The sequence below is a fragment of the Pseudomonas sp. 20-5 genome (genome assembly GCF_056782835.1).
In genome coordinates this window covers 5,744,658-5,763,056 of sequence record NZ_CM165584.1, presented here as the reverse complement: position 1 = coordinate 5,763,056, position 18,399 = coordinate 5,744,658, and the positions used below count along the sequence as shown (strand labels likewise).

Here is an 18,399-nt window from a genome sequence, read left to right as displayed (position 1 = left end):
TCGATGGACGGGAGGGGCTGCCGATGCAAGGAGGATCCTCTCGGGATGTTACAGGCGGAAGCGTCCCACCTGTGCCTGCAACTGCGTGCCCAGGCGCGCCAGCTCGCCGCTGGAGGCGGCGGTCTGCTCGCTGGCGGCGGCCGACTGCTCGGCGACGTCGCGTACGCTGAGGACGCTGCGGTTGATCTCCTCGGCCACCGTGCTCTGTTGCTCCGCGGCAGTGGCGATCTGCAGGTTCATGTTCTGGATGTCGGAGACGGTGCGGGTGATGCTGTCCAGCGCGGCGCCGGCGCGGCGCGCCAGTTCCACCGTGCTGGCGGTCAGCGAGCGGCTGTTCTCCAGGCGTTCGGCGGCTTCGCCGGCGCCCTGCTGGAGACGCTGGATCAGGCCCTCGATCTCGGCGGTGGACTGCTGGGTGCGCTGGGCCAGGCCGCGGACCTCGTCGGCGACCACCGCGAAGCCGCGTCCGGCGTCGCCGGCGCGTGCCGCTTCGATGGCTGCGTTGAGCGCCAGCAGGTTGGTTTGCTCGGCCACCGACTTGATCACGTCGAGGACGCTGCCGATCTGCTCGCTCTCGTTCTTCAGGCGCGCCATGGCTTCGCTGGAAACGTCCATTTCGCTAGCCAGGCGCTCGATGCGGGTCACCGCCTGGTCGACCACCGCGTCGCCCTGGCGCGCCTCTTCGTCGGCCTGGCGAGCGGCCTGGGAAGCCAGTTCGGCGTTGCGCGCGACGTCCTGCACGGTGGCGGCCATCTCGTGCATGGCGGTGGCTACCTGGTCGGTCTCCACTTTCTGGCTGTTGACCCCGGCGCGGGTCTGCTCGGTGACCGCCGAGAGTTCCTCGGCGGAGCTGGCCAACTGGCTGACGCCGTCGCCGATCCGCCCGACCAGCTCGCGCAGGCTGTCGCCCATGCGCTGCATGACTCGCTGCAACTGGCCCAGTTCGTCGCGGCGCTGGAGGGTCAGGGGATTCTGCGGACGCTTGCCGAGGTCGCCGGCGGCGATGGCCTCGGCCTGCGCGAGGGCTTCGTCCAGCGGCCGGACGATCTGCCGGTTGATCGCCCAGCCGGCGACGCAGCCGAAGGCCAGGGCCAGCGCGGCGATCAGCCAGAGGCTGGCGCGGTCGCGGCTGGCGGTGCTCTCGCGCAATTGGCGACCGGCTTCGGTGAGGGTCCGGCCGGCCCGGGCCATATCCTGGGTGCTGCTTTGCATCGCTTGCTGCGCCTGGCGCGTGCGGATGACGCCGGCACGGAACTGCTCGATCCCGCCACGATAGCCCTGGAGGCTGCCCATGGCCTGTTCCAGCGCCGCATCGGCCTCGCCGGGCAACTGGCCACGCAGCGTCGTGGCGGCCTGGCGGAGGGCGTCGAACGCGGCGAACGCGGCCTGCTCGGCCTTGTCGCTGCGTTCGAAGACGTAGCCGCGCACCTGGTAACGCACCATGAGCAACTGTTGGTGCAGGTCGGCCACCGCACGGCTACGTTGCAACGCCTGCGGGTCGCCGGCCTGCTGCGCGAGGCTGGCGTCCATCAGTTCCTCGAGGCGGGCGAAGCTGTCCAGCGCCTGCTGTGCAGTGCCCACCAGCACACCACGGGCGGCGCTGCGTTGCTGATCGGCTGCGGCGAGGTCGTCGAAAGCCTTGCGGTAGGCTTCGATGGCTTCGGCCTGGTGGGCCAGGGCGGCCGGGTCGAGCTCGCTGTCGCGCAGCGCCTGCAGGCGCTGGAGCATCCCGGCCAGGGTCTGGCGGACCTGCTCGGCCTGGCGCGGGTCGCTGCCGGCTTCGAATGCCAGGCGGCCTTGTTCGGCTTGCTGGGTCTGTTCCATCAGGCTGGCGACTTCGGCGAGCTGCTCGCTGAGGGCGGTCTGGTGCGTGAGGGTGCGGTTGCTGCTGATCACCACCAGCAGAAGCAGCGCGAGGAGGACACCGAAACCGACCATCAGCTTGCGGCTGACGCTCAGCTTGGCCAGTTGGAGAACCCACCAATCGTACATCGTCATTACTCCAGGCAGTGCGACACCCTGGGTTGGCAGCCCCATGGCGTGGCGGAACAGGTAATGGCTCAGCGTCGTCGCGTCCGGCGTGCGGGCGCGGAGGGCCGGTACGTGGCCGGCGGGCGAGGTCTTATGGTTGTCGTGCGGAGCCCTGCGCGACAGAGGATGTCGGCCGGGCGGGGAAAACCTTCAGTCTTTTACCGGAGTTTTTTCAGAACAACCGCGCAAGCAGGGCGCTGACCGCGGTTTCCACGCGCAGGATGCGTTCGCCGAGCTGCACCGGATGCAGTCCGGCTTCGCGCAGCTTGTCGACCTCGTAGGGAATCCAGCCGCCTTCCGGGCCGATCGCCAGGGTCACCGGCTTCTCCACCGCGCGCGGACAGGCCGGCCAGGGACCGGGATGGCCGACCAGGCCGAGGCTGCCGGCGGCCAGGGCCGGCAGGCGGTCTTCGACGAAGGGTTTGAAGCGCTTCTCGACGATGATTTCCGGCAGCACCGTATCGCGGGCCTGCTCCAGGCCGAGGACCAGGTTCTCGCGGATCGCCGCCGGGTCGAGGAACGGGGTCTGCCAGAAGCTCTTTTCCACGCGGTAGCTGTTCAGCAGCACCAGCTTCGGTACGCCCATCGCGGCGATGGTCTGCAACACCCGGCGGAGCATCTTCGGTCGCGGCAAGGCCAGCAGCAGGGTGATCGGCAGCTTGGCCGGCGGCGGCTGGTCGAAGCGCACTTCCAGGGTCGCCTCGCTGGCGTCGAGCTTCAGCAGGCGACCTTCGCCCATCCAGCCGCCGAGGCGGCCGACCCGCAGGGTGTCGCCGTTCTCGGCGCGGTGCACTTCGTGCAGGTGCTTGAGGCGGCGATCGTGCAGGACCGCACGATCCGCCGACACGAAGTCGGCGTCGTCGAGGAGCAGCAGGTTCACTGGCGGGTGGCCGGAGGCTGGTCGCCGTCGCTGGCCGGTTGGTCGTCCGGATGCTCGCCGCGCTTGCGTACCAGGCGGCCGAACAGCAGGCCGATCTCGAACAGCAGCCACATCGGCACCGCGAGCATGGTCTGGGAGAAGATGTCCGGCGGGGTCAGGACCATGCCGACCACGAAACAGCCGATGATCACGTACGGGCGGATCTTCTTCAGGTACTCGACGTCGACCACTCCGATCCAGATCAGCAGCACCGTGGCCACCGGGATCTCGAAGGCGACGCCGAAGGCGAAGAACAGAGTCAGGACGAAGTCCAGGTAGCTGTTGATGTCCGTCATCATCGCCACGCCCTCGGGCGTCACGCTGGCGAAGAAGTGGAAGATCATCGGGAACACCAGGAAGTAGGCGAAGGCCATCCCGGCGTAGAACAGGATGATGCTGGACACCAGCAGCGGCAGCGCCACGCGCTTCTCGTGCTTGTACAGGCCGGGCGCGATGAAGCCCCAGACCTGCGCGAGGATCACCGGCATGGCGAGGAACAGCGCCACCACCATGGTCAGCTTGAACGGCGCGAGGAACGGCGAGGCGACGTCGGTGGCGATCATGCTGGTGCCTTCCGGAAGGAAGCGGCGCAACGGCTCGGAGACCAGGGTGTAGATCTTCTGCGAGAAGTAGAACAGGCCGGCGAAGATCAGGAAGATCGCCGCCACGCTGCGCAGCAGGCGCGTACGCAGTTCGGTCAGGTGCGAGACCAGGGGCATTTCCTGGTCGTGCTCAGGCTGCTCGGGTTTATCGGCGCTCATGGATTACGCGGCGTCTCGGACGGTGGCGAAGGGGGAGTGGAGGCAGCGACTGCCGGCGGTGCCGCGGCGTCCGCGGGCGGAACCGCAGGCGTGCTGGTCGGCGGCGGCGTGGGTACGCTCGGCGCCGGGCTCTCGACCGTCGGCGGCTGGGGTTCCTGCGAGGGATTCTGGCCGGTCAGCGGGGCCAGCAGCTTCTGCGCTTCGCGCTCCATCGAGAGGATGTGCTCGTTGTGCAGTTGCCGGCGGATCTCGTCCGCGCCGATTTCCCGTTCCACTTCCTGCTTGATGGTATTGAAACTGCGCTTCAGGCGGCCGATCCACAGGCCGGCGGTACGTGCGGCGCCCGGCAGGCGCTCGGGGCCGAGCACCAGCAGGGCGACCAACCCGACCAGCAACAGTTCGCTGAAGCTGATTCCGAACATCGATGGCTACCCGTCAGTCCTTGCGCGCCGGCTCTTCGACCTTCTGCGCCTGGGCGTCGATGGTGTGCGGCTGGTTCAGCGGTTGGGCCGGCTGGGCGGCGGGCTGGTCCTTCTTGTCGTCTTCCTCGGTGTTCACCGCCTTGCGGAAGCCCTTGATCGCCTCGCCGACGTCGGAACCGAGGTTCTTCAGGCGCTTGGTGCCGAACACCAGTACCACGACGATCAGGATGACGATCCAGTGTTTCCAGTCAAAAATGCCCATGTCGTATTCCTCGCAATGTGTAGGTTCAGGCCGATGGTTGGCGGGCGGCTTTCTCGGCGTGGCCGGAAAGGCCGAAGCGGCGCTCCAGTTCGTCCAGCACGGCTTGCGGATGCTGGCCGAGGGCCGAGAGCATCACCAGCGAGTGGAACCAGAGGTCGGCGGTTTCGTAGATCAGGTCCTGGCAGTCGCCGCTGGCTGCGGCATCCTTGGCGGCGATGATGGTTTCCACCGACTCCTCGCCGACCTTCTCCAGGATCTTGTTCAGGCCCTTGTGGTACAGACTGGCCACGTAGGAGCTGTCGGGCGCGGCGTTCTTGCGCTCCTCGAGCACCGCCGCCAGGCGGGTCAGGGTGTCACTCATGGTGGTGTCCTGCGTGTTCGTAGATAGCGTCCGGGTCCTTCAGCACCGGATCGACGGTCTTCCAGGCGCCATTCTCGAAGACACGGTAGAAACAGCTTTCCCGGCCGGTATGGCAGGCGATCCCGCCGACCTGCTCGACCATCAGGATGACCACGTCGGCGTCGCAGTCCAGGCGCAGTTCGTGCAGCTTCTGCACATGCCCGGACTCCTCGCCCTTGCGCCACAGCTTGCCACGCGAACGCGACCAATAGATTGCACGGTTCTCGCTGGCGGTCAGGGCCAGCGCCTCGCGGTTCATCCAGGCCATCATCAGCACGCGCCCGGTCTCGTGATCCTGGGCGATCGCCGGGACCAGGCCGTCGGCGTTCCAGTGAATCTCATCCAGCCAGTCTTTCATGGTCTTTCCACGTTCGTTGCCGGTACGTTGCGCGCGTTTCCGGCGGAAATGGGAGTAGTGTGCCAGCCGGGAGCGCGACTGGCTATCGGCGCGGGCCTAGTGGCCGTGCGCGGCGCTAGCGGCGCAGGATCAGGAACACCCCGCCGGCCAGCATCACCCACGCCGGCCAGGCTTCCAACTGCTGACCCAGGCCGACCTCGGCGGCGCCGACCAGCAGCACCGCGCCCACCAGGCGCCCGAGCCAGTCGTGGCGGGAACCTTTCCACTCCGGCGGCGGCGCATTGTGGGCGTGCGGTTGTGACAGGCGTTCGAGGGTGTCGCGGGCCATTTGCGACAGGTGCGGCACCTGCTCGACCTGTTGCTGGAAATTGCGCAGCAACTGCTTCGGGCTGACCCGTTCGCGCATCCAGCGCTCCAGGAACGGCTGGGCGGTGGCCCACAGGTCGAGTTCCGGGTAGAGCTGGCGGCCGAGGCCTTCGATGTTCAGCAGGGTCTTCTGCAGCAGCACCAGTTGCGGCTGGATCTCCATGTTGAAACGACGCGCGGTCTGGAACAGGCGCAGCAGGACCTGGCCGAAGGAGATGTCCTTCAGCGGCTTCTCGAAGATCGGTTCGCAGACGGTGCGGATCGCCGCCTCGAAGTCGTTGACCTTGGTTTCCGCCGGTACCCAGCCGGAGTCGATATGCAGTTGGGCGACCTTGCGGTAGTCGCGCTTGAAGAAGGCGATCAGGTTGCGCGCCAGGTAGTCCTGGTCCTCGTCGGTCAGGCTGCCGACGATGCCGCAGTCCACCGCGATGTATTGCGGGCTCCAGGGCGCGCGGGTGCTGACGAAGATGTTGCCGGGGTGCATGTCGGCATGGAAAAAGCTGTCGCGGAACACCTGGGTGAAGAAGATCTCCACGCCGCGCTCGGCCAGTGCCTTGAAGTCGGTGCGCTGGTCGCGCAGGGTTTCCAGGTCGGTCACCGGGATGCCGTAGATGCGCTCCATCACCAGCACCTTGGGCCGGCACCAGTCCCAGTAGACCTGTGGCACGTAGAGCAGCGGCGAGCCTTCGAAGTTGCGTCGCAGCTGCGAGGCGTTGGCCGCCTCGCGGAGCAGGTCGAGTTCGTCGACGATGGTCTTCTCGTAGTCGCTGACCACTTCCACCGGGTGCAGGCGCCGCGCCTCGCTGGAGACCCGCTCGGCGAGGCGGGCGAGGATGAACAGCCAGGCGATGTCGGAGCGGATCACCGGTTCCAGGTTCGGCCGGATCACCTTCACCACCACTTCCTCGCCGCTCTTCAGGCGCGCGGCGTGGACCTGGGCCACCGAGGCGGAGGCCAGCGGTTCGCGTTCGAAGCGGGCGAAGACCTGTTCGATCTTCGCGCCCAGCTGTTCCTCGATGCGCTTGACCGCCAGCTCCGGCGGGAAGGGCGGCACCTTGTCCTGCAGCCAGGCCAGTTCGTTGGCGATGTCGTCGGGCAGCAGGTCGCGGCGGGTGGAGAGAATCTGGCCGAACTTGATGAAGATCGGTCCGAGGTCCTGCAGTGCCAGGCGCAGGCGCGCGCCGCGGGTCAGTTCCAGCTTGCGCCGCGGCAGCCAGCGCCAGGGCAGGGTGGCACCGAGCAGGCGCAGCCACCAGGGCAGCATCGGCAGTTCGAGGATCAGGTCGTCCAGGCGGTAGCGGATGACGACGCGCTGGATGCGCAGGAGGCGGCGGACAGCGAGGAGCTTCATGCGTCGGGCTTGGTCTTTTGGCTGAGGCGTCCGACGCGCGCGTCGAGACGATCGAGGGCCAGCTTCAGCTGGTCCAGTTCGGCGAAGCGGGCTTCGGCTTCGTGCTGGCCGACCAGCGTACGGCTTTCCTCGGCAAGGTAGTCGGCCAGGTTCAGGCGCAGGCTGTGCAGGCTCTGCGCGCTCCAGCGCGAAGCGTCGCGCAGGCTGCTGCCGAGCACCTGGGTGGCGAGCGGGCCGAGCCAGCGCGACAGTTCGTACTCCCAGTCCAGCTCCAGGCTCTGCAGGATGCCGGCCAGTTCCAGCAGGGCCGCGCTGTCGCCGTCCATGCTGACTTCCGGGCTGTGCAGGACGCGGGTCTTGTCGCGCGCCAGGGCCAGGTGCAGGAGGTTGCCGGCCGGCGCACGCAGGGTGCAGTCGACCTCCGCCTCATGCTGCGCGGCGAAGTGCAGGCCGTCGCCGGCGGGCAGGATGAAGATCCGCAGCGGCGGGCTCAGGCAGTCGACCTCGATGACCTTGGCGGAAAGCCTGCGCAGGCGCGGCAGCGCTGTCCCGTCGAGGCGCAGGACGCGATTGATGCCGGTTTCGGCGGCGGCCAGCACGGCCTGGATCAGCAGCGAGCTCATCGGCGCGCCCTCGGTTAAGGCTTGATACCGCGGTGCAGGGCGACGATGCCGCCGGTCATGTTGTGGTAGGTCACGCGGTCGAAGCCGGCTTCCACCATCATCGCCTTCAGGGTTTCCTGGTCGGGGTGCATGCGGATCGACTCGGCCAGGTAGCGATAGCTCTCGGAGTCGTTGGTGACCAGCTTGCCCATCAGCGGCAGCAGGCTGAACGAATAGGCGTCGTAGGCCTTGGACAGCAGGTTGCTGCTCGGCTTGGAGAACTCCAGCACCAGCAGGCGGCCACCGGGCTTGAGCACGCGCAGCATGGAGCGGATCGCTTCGTCCTTGTGGGTGACGTTGCGCAGGCCGAAGGCGATGGTCACGCAGTCGAAGTGGTTGTCCGGGAAGGGCAGCTTCTCGGCGTCCGCCTGGACGAAGCTGACGTTGCCGGAGACGCCCTTGTCGAGCAGCTTGTCGCGGCCGACCTTGAGCATCGAGGCGTTGATGTCGGCCAGCACCACCTCGCCGGTCGGGCCGACCAGGCGCGAGAACTGCCGGGTCAGGTCGCCGGTGCCGCCGGCGATGTCGAGCACGCGGTTCCCGCTGCGCACGCCGGACAGCTCGATGGTGAAGCGCTTCCACAGGCGATGGATGCCACCGGACATCAGGTCGTTCATCAGGTCGTACTTGGCTGCCACCGAGTGAAATACCTCGGCGACCTTCTTCGCCTTCTGGCTTTCCGGAACGTTCTGGTAGCCGAAGTGGGTGGTGGGTTCGGCGTCGGCGCCTTTGCGGGGATCGTTCATGACGTTCTCACCTGGAAAGAATGCCGGGCATTCTAACAGGATGTGGGGAAAGTGCTGTGCCGCCGTCCGACGGCGCGGGTGCGGTGTTTTGTCTGGCCGCGTATAGTTTTCCGATCTGCAATCAGGAGTCGATCCATGTCGCGTATCCACATCGAACGTCCGCACAGCCTGGGGCTGGACGCCGCACGGGCCAAGGCGGAGAAACTGGCCGAACGTCTGGCGAAGGAGCACTGCGTGCAGTGCGAATGGCAGGGCGACGAGCTGACCTTCAAACGCAGTGGCGTCGACGGCAGGATCGCGGTGGGGGCGGACAAGGTCGCGGTGGACGTCAAGCTCGGCCTGATGCTGTCGGCCATGAGCGGCCTGCTCAAGGGCGAGATCGAGAAGGCGCTGGACAAGGCGCTGGCCTGATCCCGCCGGGCGTTCGCCGTCCTGGCGGCGCCCATCTTCCGCTTAGTATGCGGTTTCTAATTTTCCCCGATACCTTGCTCTCACGCTGCCAGCGTTCCGGCGGCGCCTGCGGTTTCTTCAACCCAACGAGCGTGAGGTGCCCCATGGCCAAGATTGCCCTGAAGAAAAAGACCGTTTCCGAATCCACTTCCCTGGTCTCCGAGATCCGCCACTATGCCCGCCAGATCTGGCTTGCCGGCCTGGGTGCGTATTCCCGCCTGGGCACCGAAGGCAGCGACTACTTCAAGGAATTGGTGAAAGCTGGCGAAGCCCTGGAGAAAAAAGGCAAATCGCTGGTCACAAGTCAGGTCGATTCGGCCAATGACAGTGTCAAGACCGGCCTCTCTTCGGTGAAGGGAAAAGTCGAAGACCAGCTCGACAGGATCGAGCAGGCATTCGACAGCCGTGTCGCTAGCACGTTGAACCGGATAGGCATACCTTCCCGGAACGATGTCGAAGCACTCTCTGCTAAGCTGGATGAGCTGAGCGCAGTGCTCGAGCGTGTCGCGAGAACCCAATAAGGAGAGCAGGATGGCTGGCAAGAAGAAGAGCGAAAAAGAGTCCAGTTGGATCGGCGAGATCGAGAAATACTCGCGGCAGATCTGGCTGGCTGGTCTGGGGGCCTACTCGAAGGTCAGCAAGGACGGCAGCAAGCTGTTCGAGACCTTGGTGAAAGACGGCGAGAAGGCTGAAAAAGAAGCGAAGTCCGATGTGGACGCGCAGGTCGGTGCGGCGAAGGCTTCCGCCCGCTCTGCGAAGAGCAAGGTCGACGAGGTTCGGGACCGTGCGCTCGGCAAGTGGAGCGAGCTCGAGGAAGCTTTCGACAAGCGCCTGAACAGCGCCATCTCGCGTCTCGGCGTGCCGAGCCGCAACGAGGTGAAGGAGCTGCACAGCAAGGTCGATACGCTGACCAAGCAGATCGAGAAACTCACCGGCGTCAGCGTCAAGCCGGCGGCGAAGGCAGCGGCCAAGCCTGCGGCGAAACCGGCTGCCAAGCCCGCGGCGAAAACCGCAGCGGCCAAGCCGGCAGCTAAACCGGCAGCCAAGGCCGCCGCCAAGCCTGCGGCGAAACCCGCGGCGAAACCCGCGGCGAAAAAAACCGCGGCGAAAACCGCGGCCGCCAAGCCGGCAGCCAAGCCCGCCGCCAAACCGACTGCGAAGGCCGCAGCGAAACCGGCGACCAAGCCGGCAGCCAAGGCCGCGGCGAAGCCTGCTGCGAAACCTGCCGCAGCCAAGCCTGCCGCGAAGCCGGCAGCCAAGCCGGCCGCTGCGACCGCCGCCAAGCCCGCGGCGAAACCTGCCGCCAAGCCGGCTGCGAAAAAGCCTGCGGCGAAGAAGCCGGCAGCCAAGCCCGCCGCGGCGAAACCGGCCGCTCCCGCCGCGTCTTCGAGCGCGCCCGCTGCCCCCGCCGCCACACCGGCTGCCAGCGCTCCGGCAGCGAACGCTCCGGCGACGCCGAGCAGCCAGGGCTGAGTCCTGGCGGCAAGGCACACGCCCGGCACTCGCCGGGCGTTTTTCATTCCGGTCCCAGGTAGCGCTGCGCCAGGCTTTCCGCCGAGCGTTGGGCCTCGCTGCGCAGATGCGGGGCGACCAGCATCATGATCTGGTAGACCACCGTGCGCACCTCGCCCTTGCTGCCCAGTACCCGCTGGTAATCCAGGGAGAACAGCAGGGTCAGGGTGATCTGTTCGACCAGTTGCCCGAGTGCCGGCGCGTCGCTGCGCAACTGCCGGTCGGCCTTGAGGCGGGCCAGCAGGGTGGCCAGGGTCCGCTTCAGCGCGCCGAGCCAGGTACGGATGCCGCGAGCCAGCCGTGGCAGGCGCCCGGTCAGGTTGGACAGGTCCTGGAACAGGAAGCGGTAGTGGGCGAGGCGCTCGACGATCAGGTGCAGGAACAGCCAGTAGTCCTCCGCGCCCAGGCGCACCTCCTCGGGCGGATCGAGCAGCGGCGCCAACTCGGCCTGGAACCGCTCGAACAGCGCCATCACCAGCGGTTCCTTGCCATGGAAGTGGTAGTAGAGATTGCCCGGGCTGATGCCCAGTTCGTTGGCGATCTCCAGTGTCGAGACGTTGGGCTCGCCCTGTTCGTTGAACAGCAACAGCGAGCATTCGAGGATTCGGTCGCGTGTCTTCATCCGGACTTCTTCTGGGGATGGAGGTGCCCGGCTCCAGGCGCCCGGGCCGGATCTTTCAGCGTATATGCACGTAGGTGCCCGGGGCCGCTTCGAGGGGCGGATGCGCGGCGCTGCCAAGGTTGAAGTCAGGGTTGCCCAGCTCGCCCGAGCGCTCCTGCAGCCAGCCCAGCCAGACCGGCCACCAGCTGCCCTCTTCGCGCTTGGCGTCGTAGTACCAGGCGCGTGGATCGCTGCTCAGCTTGTCGTTCTCGAAGTAGCAGGCCTTGGGGTTTCCGGGAGGGTTGAGGATGCTCTGGATGTGCCCGCTGTTGGACAGGATGAAGCGGCGCTGGCCGCCCAGCAGGAGGGCCGAGCGATAGACCGCGTCCCAGGGCGTGATGTGGTCGGTGATGCCGGCGACGTGGAAGCTGTCGATCGCCACCTTGCCCAGGTCCACCGCGGTCCCGCTGACCTCCAGCGCGCCCGGGCGGGTCAGCGGGTTGTGCTTGAACAGGTCGAGCAGTTCGCCGTGGAACGCCGCGGGCAGCCGCGTGTTGTCGTTGTTCCAGTAGAGGATGTCGAACGCCGGCGGCTGCCTGCCGAGCAGGTAGTTGTTGACCCAGTAGTTCCAGATCAGGTCGTTGGGGCGCATCCAGGCGAACACCTTGGCCATGTCGCGCCCGTCCAGCACGCCATGCTGGTAGGAGCGGCGCTTGCTGCTCTCCAGGGTCTGCTCGTCGGCGAAGAGCATCGCCGGGCTTTCCATCTGGCTGTCGAGCAGGCTGACCAGGTAGGTGACGCTACTGACCTTGCGCAGTTGCCGGCGCACCTGCAGGTGGCCGAGCAAGGCGGCCACGGTGAGCCCGCCGGCGCAGGCGCCGGCCAGGTTCACGCTGCGGCTGCCGGTGATCTCGCGGCTGACCTCGATGGCCTGGTCGAGGGCCTCGACATAGGTGCTCAGGCCCCATTCGCGGTGCTGGGCGTCGGGGTTGCGCCAACTGATGACGAAGACCTGCAGGTTGTTCTTCAGGGCGTACTGGACGAAGCTCTTTTCCGGCGACAGGTCGAAGATGTAGTACTTGTTGATCTGCGGCGGCACGATCAGCAGGGGCTTGGCGTACTGGCGCTCGCCCAGCGGCTTGTACTGGATCAGCTCCAGCACCTCGTTGCGGAACACCACCGCGCCTTGCGTGGTGGCGAGGTTGCGACCGATCTCGAAGGCGGTCTTGTTCACCTGGCTGGGCATGCCGCCGTTGTGCACCAGGTCTTCGAGCAGGTGGCGGACGCCATTGAGCAGGCTGATCCCGCCGGTATTGAACAGTTCCTTTACCGCCAGTGGATTGATCAGGCTGTTGCTGGGTGCCACGGCGTCGGAGAGCAAGGCGACGAGGAAGCGGGCGCGGGCGCGATCGTCGCAGTCCAGGTTGCTTTCGTCGATCCAGGCGAGCAGTTGCTTCTGCCACGCCAGGTAGGCCTGCAGGGTGCGCCGGTAGAAGGGATTGAGGCGCCAGGATGGATCCTGGAAGCGGGCGTCCTGTGGGTTCGGCTGGTGCAGGGTGTCGCCCAGCAGCACCTTGCCCAACTGGCCTCCGAAGGCGACCAGGTGCCGCGCACTGTGCAGCGGCTGGCGCAGGCCGTGGACAGCCAGGCTGCGGACCGTCGTCAGCAGGTCCTTGCCGCGCAGGCCGACGATGGCGCTCTGTGCACTCATGAACTCGGCGGGTACCGGCACGCTACCCGATTCCTGCTTTTCTCGCATGGACCACACTCCGTCGTAGGACCACAGTCTGGATGCCACGGGCGATCGTCCCCTGGCTCGGAATACTCAGTTATAGCCTGTGAATTCCGTTTCACCCGGGGCAGAACCGCACACCTGCCTGAACAGGGAGGATGCCGCCCGACAGTGGGGCAGCAAGCGCTGTACCACAACGCCGGGAGGGGCGTCGCAGAGCTTGCGCTGTCGCGGCGAAGCCAGGCGCCATGCGCCGTTGCGGAACATTGACTATGCACCTGCACCATGACGAAGCAGTGTCTGCTGCCCTGGTGTTGCCCGTGCAGCAGTTCAGCCGGTCTTGGGCAGGAACGGACGAGGGTGCATGACGGCGCGGCGGCGCTCCTCGGCGAGGAACTTCATGATGATCGGCGCCACCGATTCGGCGCGGGTCACCAGGAACAGGTGGCCGTCGTCGATCACGTGCAGTTCGGCGTTGGGAATGCGCCAGGCCAGCACACGCATGTTGATCAGCGGGATGATCGGGTCGTCGTCGCCGGCCAGCACCAGGGTCGGCTGGCGGATCCTATGCAGCCAGTGGATGCTGGTCCAGCCGAGCCCGGCGAACAGTTGCCAGTAGTAGCCCAGCTTGCCCGACGAACGCACCTTGCTGGCATGCGCCATGGCCAGCTTGGGGTCGCGGCGGAAGGCCCCGCCGTAGATGTCCGGGGCGATGTGTACGCCATAGGAGGGCTGGATGTAGCGCCGCGGGCTGGCCATGCGCATCAGTACCTTCGGCTTGCCTGGCACCATCACCGCGCCAGCCGAAGTGGCGGCGAGGATCAGCTTCTTGCAGCGTTCCGGATAGTCGTGGGCGAACTGCTGGGCCAGCGCGCCGCCCCAGGACACGCCGATCGCGTTGACCTGGCCGTAGTCCAGGTAGTCGAGCATCCGCGCCGCCAGCTTGGCCAGGCCGGGAAAGCGGTAGGGCACGCTGGGCGTCGAGGAACCGCCGACGCCGGGAACGTCGAAGGCGATCACCTCCAGTTCCGGGTCGAGCGCCTGGACGAAGGGGAACACCAGTTCCAGGTTGGCGCCTATGCCGTTGAAGATCAGCAGCGGAGTGCTTCCTTCCTTGCCCGGCCGCACTGCGGTGCGGATGGTCTGGCCGTCGAGGTCGATGGTCCGGAAGACGAAGGGCTGGGGCATGCTCGGGGTCCTCGGCGGCGCGGCCGCGGGCTCGGCGATACGGGGCCTGGCCGGCTTCCGCGCGGCACGGGGCCGCGCCGGAGGCGCTGGCGGGGTTTCGTCGGCGGAGGCCGCGGATCGCTCCTGCGGCTGTTCTTCAGGCTGGTCGCTTTTCATCGTTCATGCACGTAGGTTCCGGGCGCGGCTTCGCCGGCCGGATAGGTCTTGTTGCCCAGGCTGGCGGGCGCCTTGCGGGTCTTGCCGGAGCGTTCGGCCAGCCATTGCTGCCAGTGCAACCACCACGAGTCGGCGTGCTTGCCGGCCTGTTCCAGCCAGGCCTTGGGCTCGGCGGGCAGTTCCGGATTGGTCATGAAGCGTGCCTTGGGGTTGCCCGGTGGGTTGAGGATGCTCTGGATGTGACCGCTGTTGGAGAGGATGAACTCGCACTTGCCACCCAGCAGCCTGGCCGACTTGTAGCACGACTCCCAGGGGGTGATGTGGTCGTTCAGACCGGCGACACAGTAGAAGTCGCAAGTCACCTGCTTCAGGTCGATGGGCGTGCCGGAGACCTCCAGGGCGCCGGGGCGGTTCAGCGGGTTGCTCTTGAACAGTTCGACGAACTCGCCGTGCAGCGCGGCGGGCAGGCGCGTGGTGTCGTTGTTCCAGTAGAGGATGTCGAACGCCGGCGGCTGGTTGCCGAGCAGGTAGTTGTTGACCCAGTAGTTCCAGATCAGGTCGTTGGGGCGCATCCAGGCGAACACCTTGGCCATGTCCTTGCCCTCCAGCACGCCGGACTGGTAGGAACGACGCTTGGCGGCCTCCAGAGTCTTCTCGTCGGCGAACAGCGCGACCTGGGTATTCAGTTCGAAGTCGAGCACGCTGACCAGTTGGGTGAAGGCGTTGACCTTCTTCTCGCCGCTGGCCACGTAGTGGCCGACCAGGGTCGCGGTGGTGATCCCGCCGGAGCAGGCGCCGAGGAGGTTGAGGTCCTTGCTGCCGGTGATTGACAGGACTACCTCGATGGCCTCCTTGAGCGCCTCGATATAGGTGGTCAGGCCCCATTCGCGCTGCGACTTGGTCGGGTTGCGCCAACTGACGATGAAGGTCTGCACTCCGTTGCGCAGGCAGAAGCGCGCCAGGCTCTTGTCCGGCGACAGGTCGAAGACGTAGAACTTGTTGATCTGCGGCGGCACCACCAGCAGCGGGCGTTCGTGCACCGACTCGGTGATCGGCCGGTACTGGATCAGTTCCAGCACGTCGTTGCGGAACACCACGGCGCCCTCGGTGGTGGCCAGGTTCTTGCCCACCTCGAAGGCGTCCATGTCCACCTGGCTCGGCATCCCGCCGTTGTTCACCAGGTCCTTGGCCAGGTGGCCGAGGCCGTCCAGCAGGCTCTTGCCGCCGGTCTCGAAGAAGCGCTTGACCGCCGCCGGGTTGCTCAGGCTGTTGGTCGGCGACATCGCCTCGGTCAGCAGGTTGATGACGAACTGGCCACGACTGATGTCCTGCGGCGACAGGTCGCTGTGGCTGATCCAGCTGTGCAGCTCCTTGCGCCAGGCCAGGTAGGTCTGCATGTAGCGCTTGTACAGCGGATTCTGGCTCCAGGCCGGATCGGAAAAGCGTCGGTCGTCATCGCCTGGGCGTAGCTCCGACTGGCCGAGCAGGACGTTCTTCAGCTCCAGGCTGAAATGCGCCACGTGCCTGGCGCTGTGCAGCGGCTGGCGCACCGCCTGGAGCAGGACCATGCGCGCGGAGGTGAGCAGGTCCTTGCCCCGGATGCCGATCACCGGATTCAGGTTCAGCGTGTTTTCCGCGGCTTGCTTGGGAAGCTCGTTATTGTTCTTCTGACTCATCGGCAACGCTCCATTGTTCGAGGCGAAACAGGGGACCGCAACGAAACCGGGGACCAGGTGTCCGGCCGGCTACTGCTCGACTACCAGCCCACCCGCACGTTTCAGGGCGGGGCGGACGCACGTCAGGGAAGGGAACCCGGACAAGGGGCTGCACCGTCTTGGTTACGCGAGTTTCCGCTGGCGTGCAAGCTGGCAGAAGCATCGGTGGCCGGCGTGGCTGGCCCGGCGAGCGGCCGACCTGCGGACTAGAGCGTTGCTGCCGTGCAGGGTAGGACATTCGCCGTGGCGACCGCGCCGACCGGATGTCTGGTCTGGCAGTCTGCGGGGCGAATGTTGCAAATGACGTGCCCTCGTTCGGGGCAGCGGGGAAAAATCGCCTGGATGCCGTGTGCCGCGAAGGGGCACTCGGCCCGGCGCTTCAGAGCATCAGCTTGACGACCGACTCGTCGGGGTCGCGCGACTTGCCGGCGCTGGCCAGCTCCGCCAGGTAGTCGGCCCATAGCTGGTCCTTGCGGGTCGCCAGCTCGTACAGGTAGTCCCAGGTGAACAGGCCGCTGTCGTGGCCGTCGTCGAAGCTCAGCTTCAGTGCGTACTGGCCGGCGGGTTCGACGCCGACCAGGCCGACGTTCAGCTTGCCGTACTGCAATACCGGGTTGCCGTGGCCCTGGACCTCGGCCGAGGGCGAATGCACGCGGAGGAACTCGGCAGGCAGGTCGTAGCTATCCTCGCCGTAGCGCAGGGTCAGGGTCTTCGAGGCTTTGTGCAGCTGGATGGCGGAAGGGATACGCATCGCATCGGACTCGCGGAAGGGCGGAGTACAAGGATACCCCGGTTCGGGACCGCGCGGCCCGCCGCCACGGTGTTGGCCGTGGCGGCGGCGGTGGTCAAAGGATGTAGCGGGACAGGTCCTCGTCCTCGGCCAGCTCGCCGAGGTGGCTGTTGACGTAGCCGGCATCGATCAGGATCGGCTTGTCGCTATGCTCGCTGGCCAGGTCGGCGGCGCTGAACGAGACCTCTTCCAGCAGCCGCTCGAGCAGCGTATGCAGGCGGCGGGCACCGATGTTCTCGGTCTTCTCGTTGACCTGCCAGGCGATCTCGGCAAGGCGCTTGATGCCGTCCTCGGCGAACTCGATGGCCAGCCCCTCGGTCTTCAGCAACTCGCGGTACTGCTCGGTGAGCGAGGCATGCGGCTCGGTGAGGATGCGCTCGAAATCGTTCGGACTGAGGGCCTTGAGCTCCACGCGGATCGGCAGGCGGCCCTGCAGCTCGGGAACCAGGTCGCTCGGCTTGCTCAGGTGGAAGGCGCCGGAGGCGATGAACAGGATGTGGTCGGTCTTGACCATGCCCAGCTTGGTGTTCACCGTGCAGCCCTCGATCAGCGGCAGCAGGTCGCGCTGTACGCCCTCGCGGGAGACGTCGGCGCCGCCGGCGTTGGCGCGCTTGGCGATCTTGTCGATCTCGTCGATGAAGACGATGCCGTGCTGCTCGACCGCCTCCAGGGCGCGTGCCTTGAGCTCTTCCTCGTTGACCAGGCGCACCGCCTCTTCGTCGCGGATCAGCTTCAGGGCCTCGGCGACCTTCAGCTTGCGGGTCTTCTTCTTGCCCTTGCTCATGCCGGAGAACAGGTTCTGCAACTGGTTGGTCATCTCCTCCATGCCGGGCGGGGCCATGATCTCCACGCCGGCCGGGTTGTCGGCCACCTCGATGTCGATTTCCTTGTCGTCCAGCTGGCCTTCGCGCAGGCGCTTGCGGAACAGCTGGCGGGTGTTGCTGTCCTCGCGTGCCGGCTCGTCGCCGAAGCCCATGGCGGGACGCGCGGCCGGCAGCAGGGCATCGAGGATGCGCTCTTCGGCGGCGTCCTCGGCGCGATACTTGACCTTCTGGATCTCCTGTTCGCGGAGCATCTTCACCGCGGCGTCGGCGAGATCGCGGATGATCGACTCGACGTCGCGTCCGACATAGCCGACCTCGGTGAACTTGGTCGCCTCGACCTTGATGAACGGCGCGTTCGCCAGGCGCGCCAGGCGGCGGGCGATCTCGGTCTTGCCGACGCCGGTGGGGCCGATCATGAGGATGTTCTTCGGTGTTACCTCGGCGCGCAGCTCGGCCGGCAGTTGCATGCGTCGCCAGCGGTTGCGCAGGGCGATGGCGACGGCGCGCTTGGCGTCGTCCTGGCCGATGATGTGGCGGTTGAGTTCGTGGACGATCTCGCGGGGCGTCATGGACATTCGTTTACTCCAGCGGGGGACGAGCGCTTCAGACGGCGCTGTCCAGCTCCTCGATGGTCAGGTTCTGGTTGGTGAAGACGCAGATCGAGCCGGCGATGTTCAGCGCGGTCTCGGCGACTTCCCGAGCGCTCAGCTCGGCGTTGTGCTGCAGCAGGGCCAGGGCCGCGGCCTGGGCGAAGCCGCCGCCGGAGCCCATGGCGATCAGGCCGTGTTCGGGTTCGACCACGTCGCCGTTGCCGGTGATGATCAGCGAGGCATCCTTGTTGGCGACCGCGAGCATGGCTTCGAGGCGGCTCAGGGAGCGGTCGGTGCGCCAGTCCTTGGCCAGTTCGACGGCGGCGCGGACCAGGTGCCCCTGGTGTTTCTCCAGTTGCTGCTCGAAGCGCTCGAACAGGGTGAAGGCATCGGCGGTGGCGCCGGCGAAACCGGCCAGTACCTGACCGTGATACAGGCGCCGGACCTTCTTGGCGTTGCCTTTCATCACGGTGTTGCCCAGGGAAACCTGGCCGTCGCCGCCCATGACGACTTTGCCGTTGCGGCGGACAGATACGATGGTGGTCAAGGGGGAAATCTCCACA

Annotated in this window: 20 protein-coding genes; 3 read left to right on the top strand and 17 right to left on the bottom strand. The window is 66.6% G+C overall.

What is annotated here, in order from left to right; genetic code table 11:
* Positions 1-48: 48 nt before the first annotated feature.
* From mcpK to ubiE, 10 genes are all read right to left on the bottom strand, one after another.
* Positions 49-1,992: a methyl-accepting chemotaxis protein McpK gene (gene mcpK, locus AC1RB9_RS26525; RefSeq protein WP_003103452.1), complete on the bottom strand. Its 1,944-nt coding sequence runs from the start codon at positions 1,990-1,992 to the stop codon at positions 49-51.
* 211 nt (positions 1,993-2,203) lie between these two features.
* The gene (locus tag AC1RB9_RS26520; RefSeq protein ID WP_003095898.1) at positions 2,204-2,911 is read right to left on the bottom strand and encodes a 16S rRNA (uracil(1498)-N(3))-methyltransferase; all 708 of its coding nucleotides are present in this window, start codon (positions 2,909-2,911) and stop codon (positions 2,204-2,206) included.
* Positions 2,908-3,711: a twin-arginine translocase subunit TatC gene (tatC, locus tag AC1RB9_RS26515; RefSeq protein WP_003095896.1), complete on the bottom strand. Its 804-nt coding sequence runs from the start codon at positions 3,709-3,711 to the stop codon at positions 2,908-2,910. The genes AC1RB9_RS26520 and tatC overlap by 4 nt, the downstream gene beginning before the upstream one ends.
* Positions 3,708-4,133 carry a Sec-independent protein translocase protein TatB gene (gene tatB / locus AC1RB9_RS26510; protein ID WP_003116127.1) on the bottom strand — a complete coding sequence of 142 codons (426 nt, stop codon included), beginning with the start codon at positions 4,131-4,133 and terminating at the stop codon, positions 3,708-3,710. Before tatB ends, tatC begins: the two co-directional genes overlap by 4 nt.
* Before the next feature lie 13 nt (positions 4,134-4,146).
* Positions 4,147-4,395: a twin-arginine translocase TatA/TatE family subunit gene (locus AC1RB9_RS26505; protein WP_003095893.1), complete on the bottom strand. Its 249-nt coding sequence runs from the start codon at positions 4,393-4,395 to the stop codon at positions 4,147-4,149.
* Positions 4,396-4,420: 25 nt separating this feature from the next.
* Positions 4,421-4,756, bottom strand: coding sequence for a phosphoribosyl-ATP diphosphatase (locus tag AC1RB9_RS26500; protein WP_003103458.1), 336 nt, complete (start codon positions 4,754-4,756; stop codon positions 4,421-4,423).
* Entirely contained in the window at positions 4,749-5,153 is a 405-nt protein-coding gene (gene hisI, locus AC1RB9_RS26495; protein ID WP_003095888.1) for a phosphoribosyl-AMP cyclohydrolase, read from the bottom strand. Before hisI ends, AC1RB9_RS26500 begins: the two co-directional genes overlap by 8 nt.
* 115 nt (positions 5,154-5,268) lie before the next feature.
* Positions 5,269-6,870 (bottom strand): ubiquinone biosynthesis regulatory protein kinase UbiB, encoded by a 1,602-nt coding sequence (gene ubiB / locus AC1RB9_RS26490; protein ID WP_003095885.1) that lies wholly within the window; start codon positions 6,868-6,870, stop codon positions 5,269-5,271.
* On the bottom strand, positions 6,867-7,493 hold the full coding sequence (locus AC1RB9_RS26485; protein ID WP_003457598.1) for a ubiquinone biosynthesis accessory factor UbiJ: 627 nt from the start codon (positions 7,491-7,493) through the stop codon (positions 6,867-6,869). Before AC1RB9_RS26485 ends, ubiB begins: the two co-directional genes overlap by 4 nt.
* A gap of 14 nt (positions 7,494-7,507) precedes the next feature.
* Positions 7,508-8,278 (bottom strand): bifunctional demethylmenaquinone methyltransferase/2-methoxy-6-polyprenyl-1,4-benzoquinol methylase UbiE, encoded by a 771-nt coding sequence (ubiE, locus tag AC1RB9_RS26480; protein WP_003103462.1) that lies wholly within the window; start codon positions 8,276-8,278, stop codon positions 7,508-7,510.
* Between the two features lie 135 nt (positions 8,279-8,413).
* Here ubiE and AC1RB9_RS26475 point away from each other — a divergent pair, with 135 nt between their 5' ends.
* The 3 genes from AC1RB9_RS26475 (at position 8,414) to AC1RB9_RS26465 (ending at position 10,201) form a co-directional block, all read left to right on the top strand.
* Positions 8,414-8,689 carry a polyhydroxyalkanoic acid system family protein gene (locus tag AC1RB9_RS26475; protein WP_003457594.1) on the top strand — a complete coding sequence of 92 codons (276 nt, stop codon included), beginning with the start codon at positions 8,414-8,416 and terminating at the stop codon, positions 8,687-8,689.
* 143 nt (positions 8,690-8,832) lie between these two features.
* Positions 8,833-9,249: a phasin family protein gene (locus AC1RB9_RS26470; protein WP_003103463.1), complete on the top strand. Its 417-nt coding sequence runs from the start codon at positions 8,833-8,835 to the stop codon at positions 9,247-9,249.
* A gap of 10 nt (positions 9,250-9,259) precedes the next feature.
* Complete coding sequence (locus tag AC1RB9_RS26465) at positions 9,260-10,201, top strand: phasin family protein (protein WP_003158385.1); 942 nt, start codon at positions 9,260-9,262, stop codon at positions 10,199-10,201.
* 43 nt (positions 10,202-10,244) lie between these two features.
* Here the strand turns inward: AC1RB9_RS26465 and AC1RB9_RS26460 are convergent, their stop codons facing one another.
* The 7 genes from AC1RB9_RS26460 to hslV form a co-directional block, all read right to left on the bottom strand.
* Positions 10,245-10,862 (bottom strand): TetR/AcrR family transcriptional regulator, encoded by a 618-nt coding sequence (locus AC1RB9_RS26460; RefSeq protein ID WP_003103292.1) that lies wholly within the window; start codon positions 10,860-10,862, stop codon positions 10,245-10,247.
* Positions 10,863-10,917: 55 nt separating this feature from the next.
* On the bottom strand, positions 10,918-12,600 hold the full coding sequence (gene phaC / locus AC1RB9_RS26455; RefSeq protein WP_003103289.1) for a class II poly(R)-hydroxyalkanoic acid synthase: 1,683 nt from the start codon (positions 12,598-12,600) through the stop codon (positions 10,918-10,920).
* Positions 12,601-12,903: 303 nt separating this feature from the next.
* Positions 12,904-13,761 carry a poly(3-hydroxyalkanoate) depolymerase gene (phaZ, locus tag AC1RB9_RS26450; RefSeq protein WP_003095866.1) on the bottom strand — a complete coding sequence of 286 codons (858 nt, stop codon included), beginning with the start codon at positions 13,759-13,761 and terminating at the stop codon, positions 12,904-12,906.
* Between the two features lie 152 nt (positions 13,762-13,913).
* Positions 13,914-15,593, bottom strand: coding sequence for a class II poly(R)-hydroxyalkanoic acid synthase (gene phaC, locus AC1RB9_RS26445; RefSeq protein WP_003095864.1), 1,680 nt, complete (start codon positions 15,591-15,593; stop codon positions 13,914-13,916).
* Positions 15,594-16,011: 418 nt separating this feature from the next.
* Entirely contained in the window at positions 16,012-16,383 is a 372-nt protein-coding gene (locus AC1RB9_RS26440; protein WP_003095857.1) for a gamma-butyrobetaine hydroxylase family protein, read from the bottom strand.
* A gap of 94 nt (positions 16,384-16,477) precedes the next feature.
* Positions 16,478-17,821: an ATP-dependent protease ATPase subunit HslU gene (gene hslU / locus AC1RB9_RS26435; RefSeq protein WP_003095854.1), complete on the bottom strand. Its 1,344-nt coding sequence runs from the start codon at positions 17,819-17,821 to the stop codon at positions 16,478-16,480.
* Between the two features lie 28 nt (positions 17,822-17,849).
* Positions 17,850-18,383: an ATP-dependent protease subunit HslV gene (hslV, locus tag AC1RB9_RS26430; RefSeq protein WP_003095852.1), complete on the bottom strand. Its 534-nt coding sequence runs from the start codon at positions 18,381-18,383 to the stop codon at positions 17,850-17,852.
* Between the last annotated feature and the right edge of the window lie 16 nt (positions 18,384-18,399).

Coding starts and splice junctions, on each gene's coding strand:
- mcpK (WP_003103452.1), bottom strand. CDS start 1,992: ATGTACGATTGGTGGGTTCTCCAACTGGCCAAGCTGAGCGTCAGCCGC.
- tatC (WP_003095896.1), bottom strand. CDS start 3,711: ATGAGCGCCGATAAACCCGAGCAGCCTGAGCACGACCAGGAAATGCCC.
- tatB (WP_003116127.1), bottom strand. CDS start 4,133: ATGTTCGGAATCAGCTTCAGCGAACTGTTGCTGGTCGGGTTGGTCGCC.
- AC1RB9_RS26505 (WP_003095893.1), bottom strand. CDS start 4,395: ATGGGCATTTTTGACTGGAAACACTGGATCGTCATCCTGATCGTCGTG.
- AC1RB9_RS26500 (WP_003103458.1), bottom strand. CDS start 4,756: ATGAGTGACACCCTGACCCGCCTGGCGGCGGTGCTCGAGGAGCGCAAG.
- hisI (WP_003095888.1), bottom strand. CDS start 5,153: ATGAAAGACTGGCTGGATGAGATTCACTGGAACGCCGACGGCCTGGTC.
- ubiB (WP_003095885.1), bottom strand. CDS start 6,870: ATGAAGCTCCTCGCTGTCCGCCGCCTCCTGCGCATCCAGCGCGTCGTC.
- AC1RB9_RS26485 (WP_003457598.1), bottom strand. CDS start 7,493: ATGAGCTCGCTGCTGATCCAGGCCGTGCTGGCCGCCGCCGAAACCGGC.
- ubiE (WP_003103462.1), bottom strand. CDS start 8,278: ATGAACGATCCCCGCAAAGGCGCCGACGCCGAACCCACCACCCACTTC.
- AC1RB9_RS26475 (WP_003457594.1), top strand. CDS start 8,414: ATGTCGCGTATCCACATCGAACGTCCGCACAGCCTGGGGCTGGACGCC.
- AC1RB9_RS26470 (WP_003103463.1), top strand. CDS start 8,833: ATGGCCAAGATTGCCCTGAAGAAAAAGACCGTTTCCGAATCCACTTCC.
- AC1RB9_RS26465 (WP_003158385.1), top strand. CDS start 9,260: ATGGCTGGCAAGAAGAAGAGCGAAAAAGAGTCCAGTTGGATCGGCGAG.
- AC1RB9_RS26460 (WP_003103292.1), bottom strand. CDS start 10,862: ATGAAGACACGCGACCGAATCCTCGAATGCTCGCTGTTGCTGTTCAAC.
- phaC (WP_003103289.1), bottom strand. CDS start 12,600: ATGCGAGAAAAGCAGGAATCGGGTAGCGTGCCGGTACCCGCCGAGTTC.
- phaZ (WP_003095866.1), bottom strand. CDS start 13,761: ATGCCCCAGCCCTTCGTCTTCCGGACCATCGACCTCGACGGCCAGACC.
- phaC (WP_003095864.1), bottom strand. CDS start 15,593: ATGAGTCAGAAGAACAATAACGAGCTTCCCAAGCAAGCCGCGGAAAAC.
- AC1RB9_RS26440 (WP_003095857.1), bottom strand. CDS start 16,383: ATGCGTATCCCTTCCGCCATCCAGCTGCACAAAGCCTCGAAGACCCTG.
- hslU (WP_003095854.1), bottom strand. CDS start 17,821: ATGTCCATGACGCCCCGCGAGATCGTCCACGAACTCAACCGCCACATC.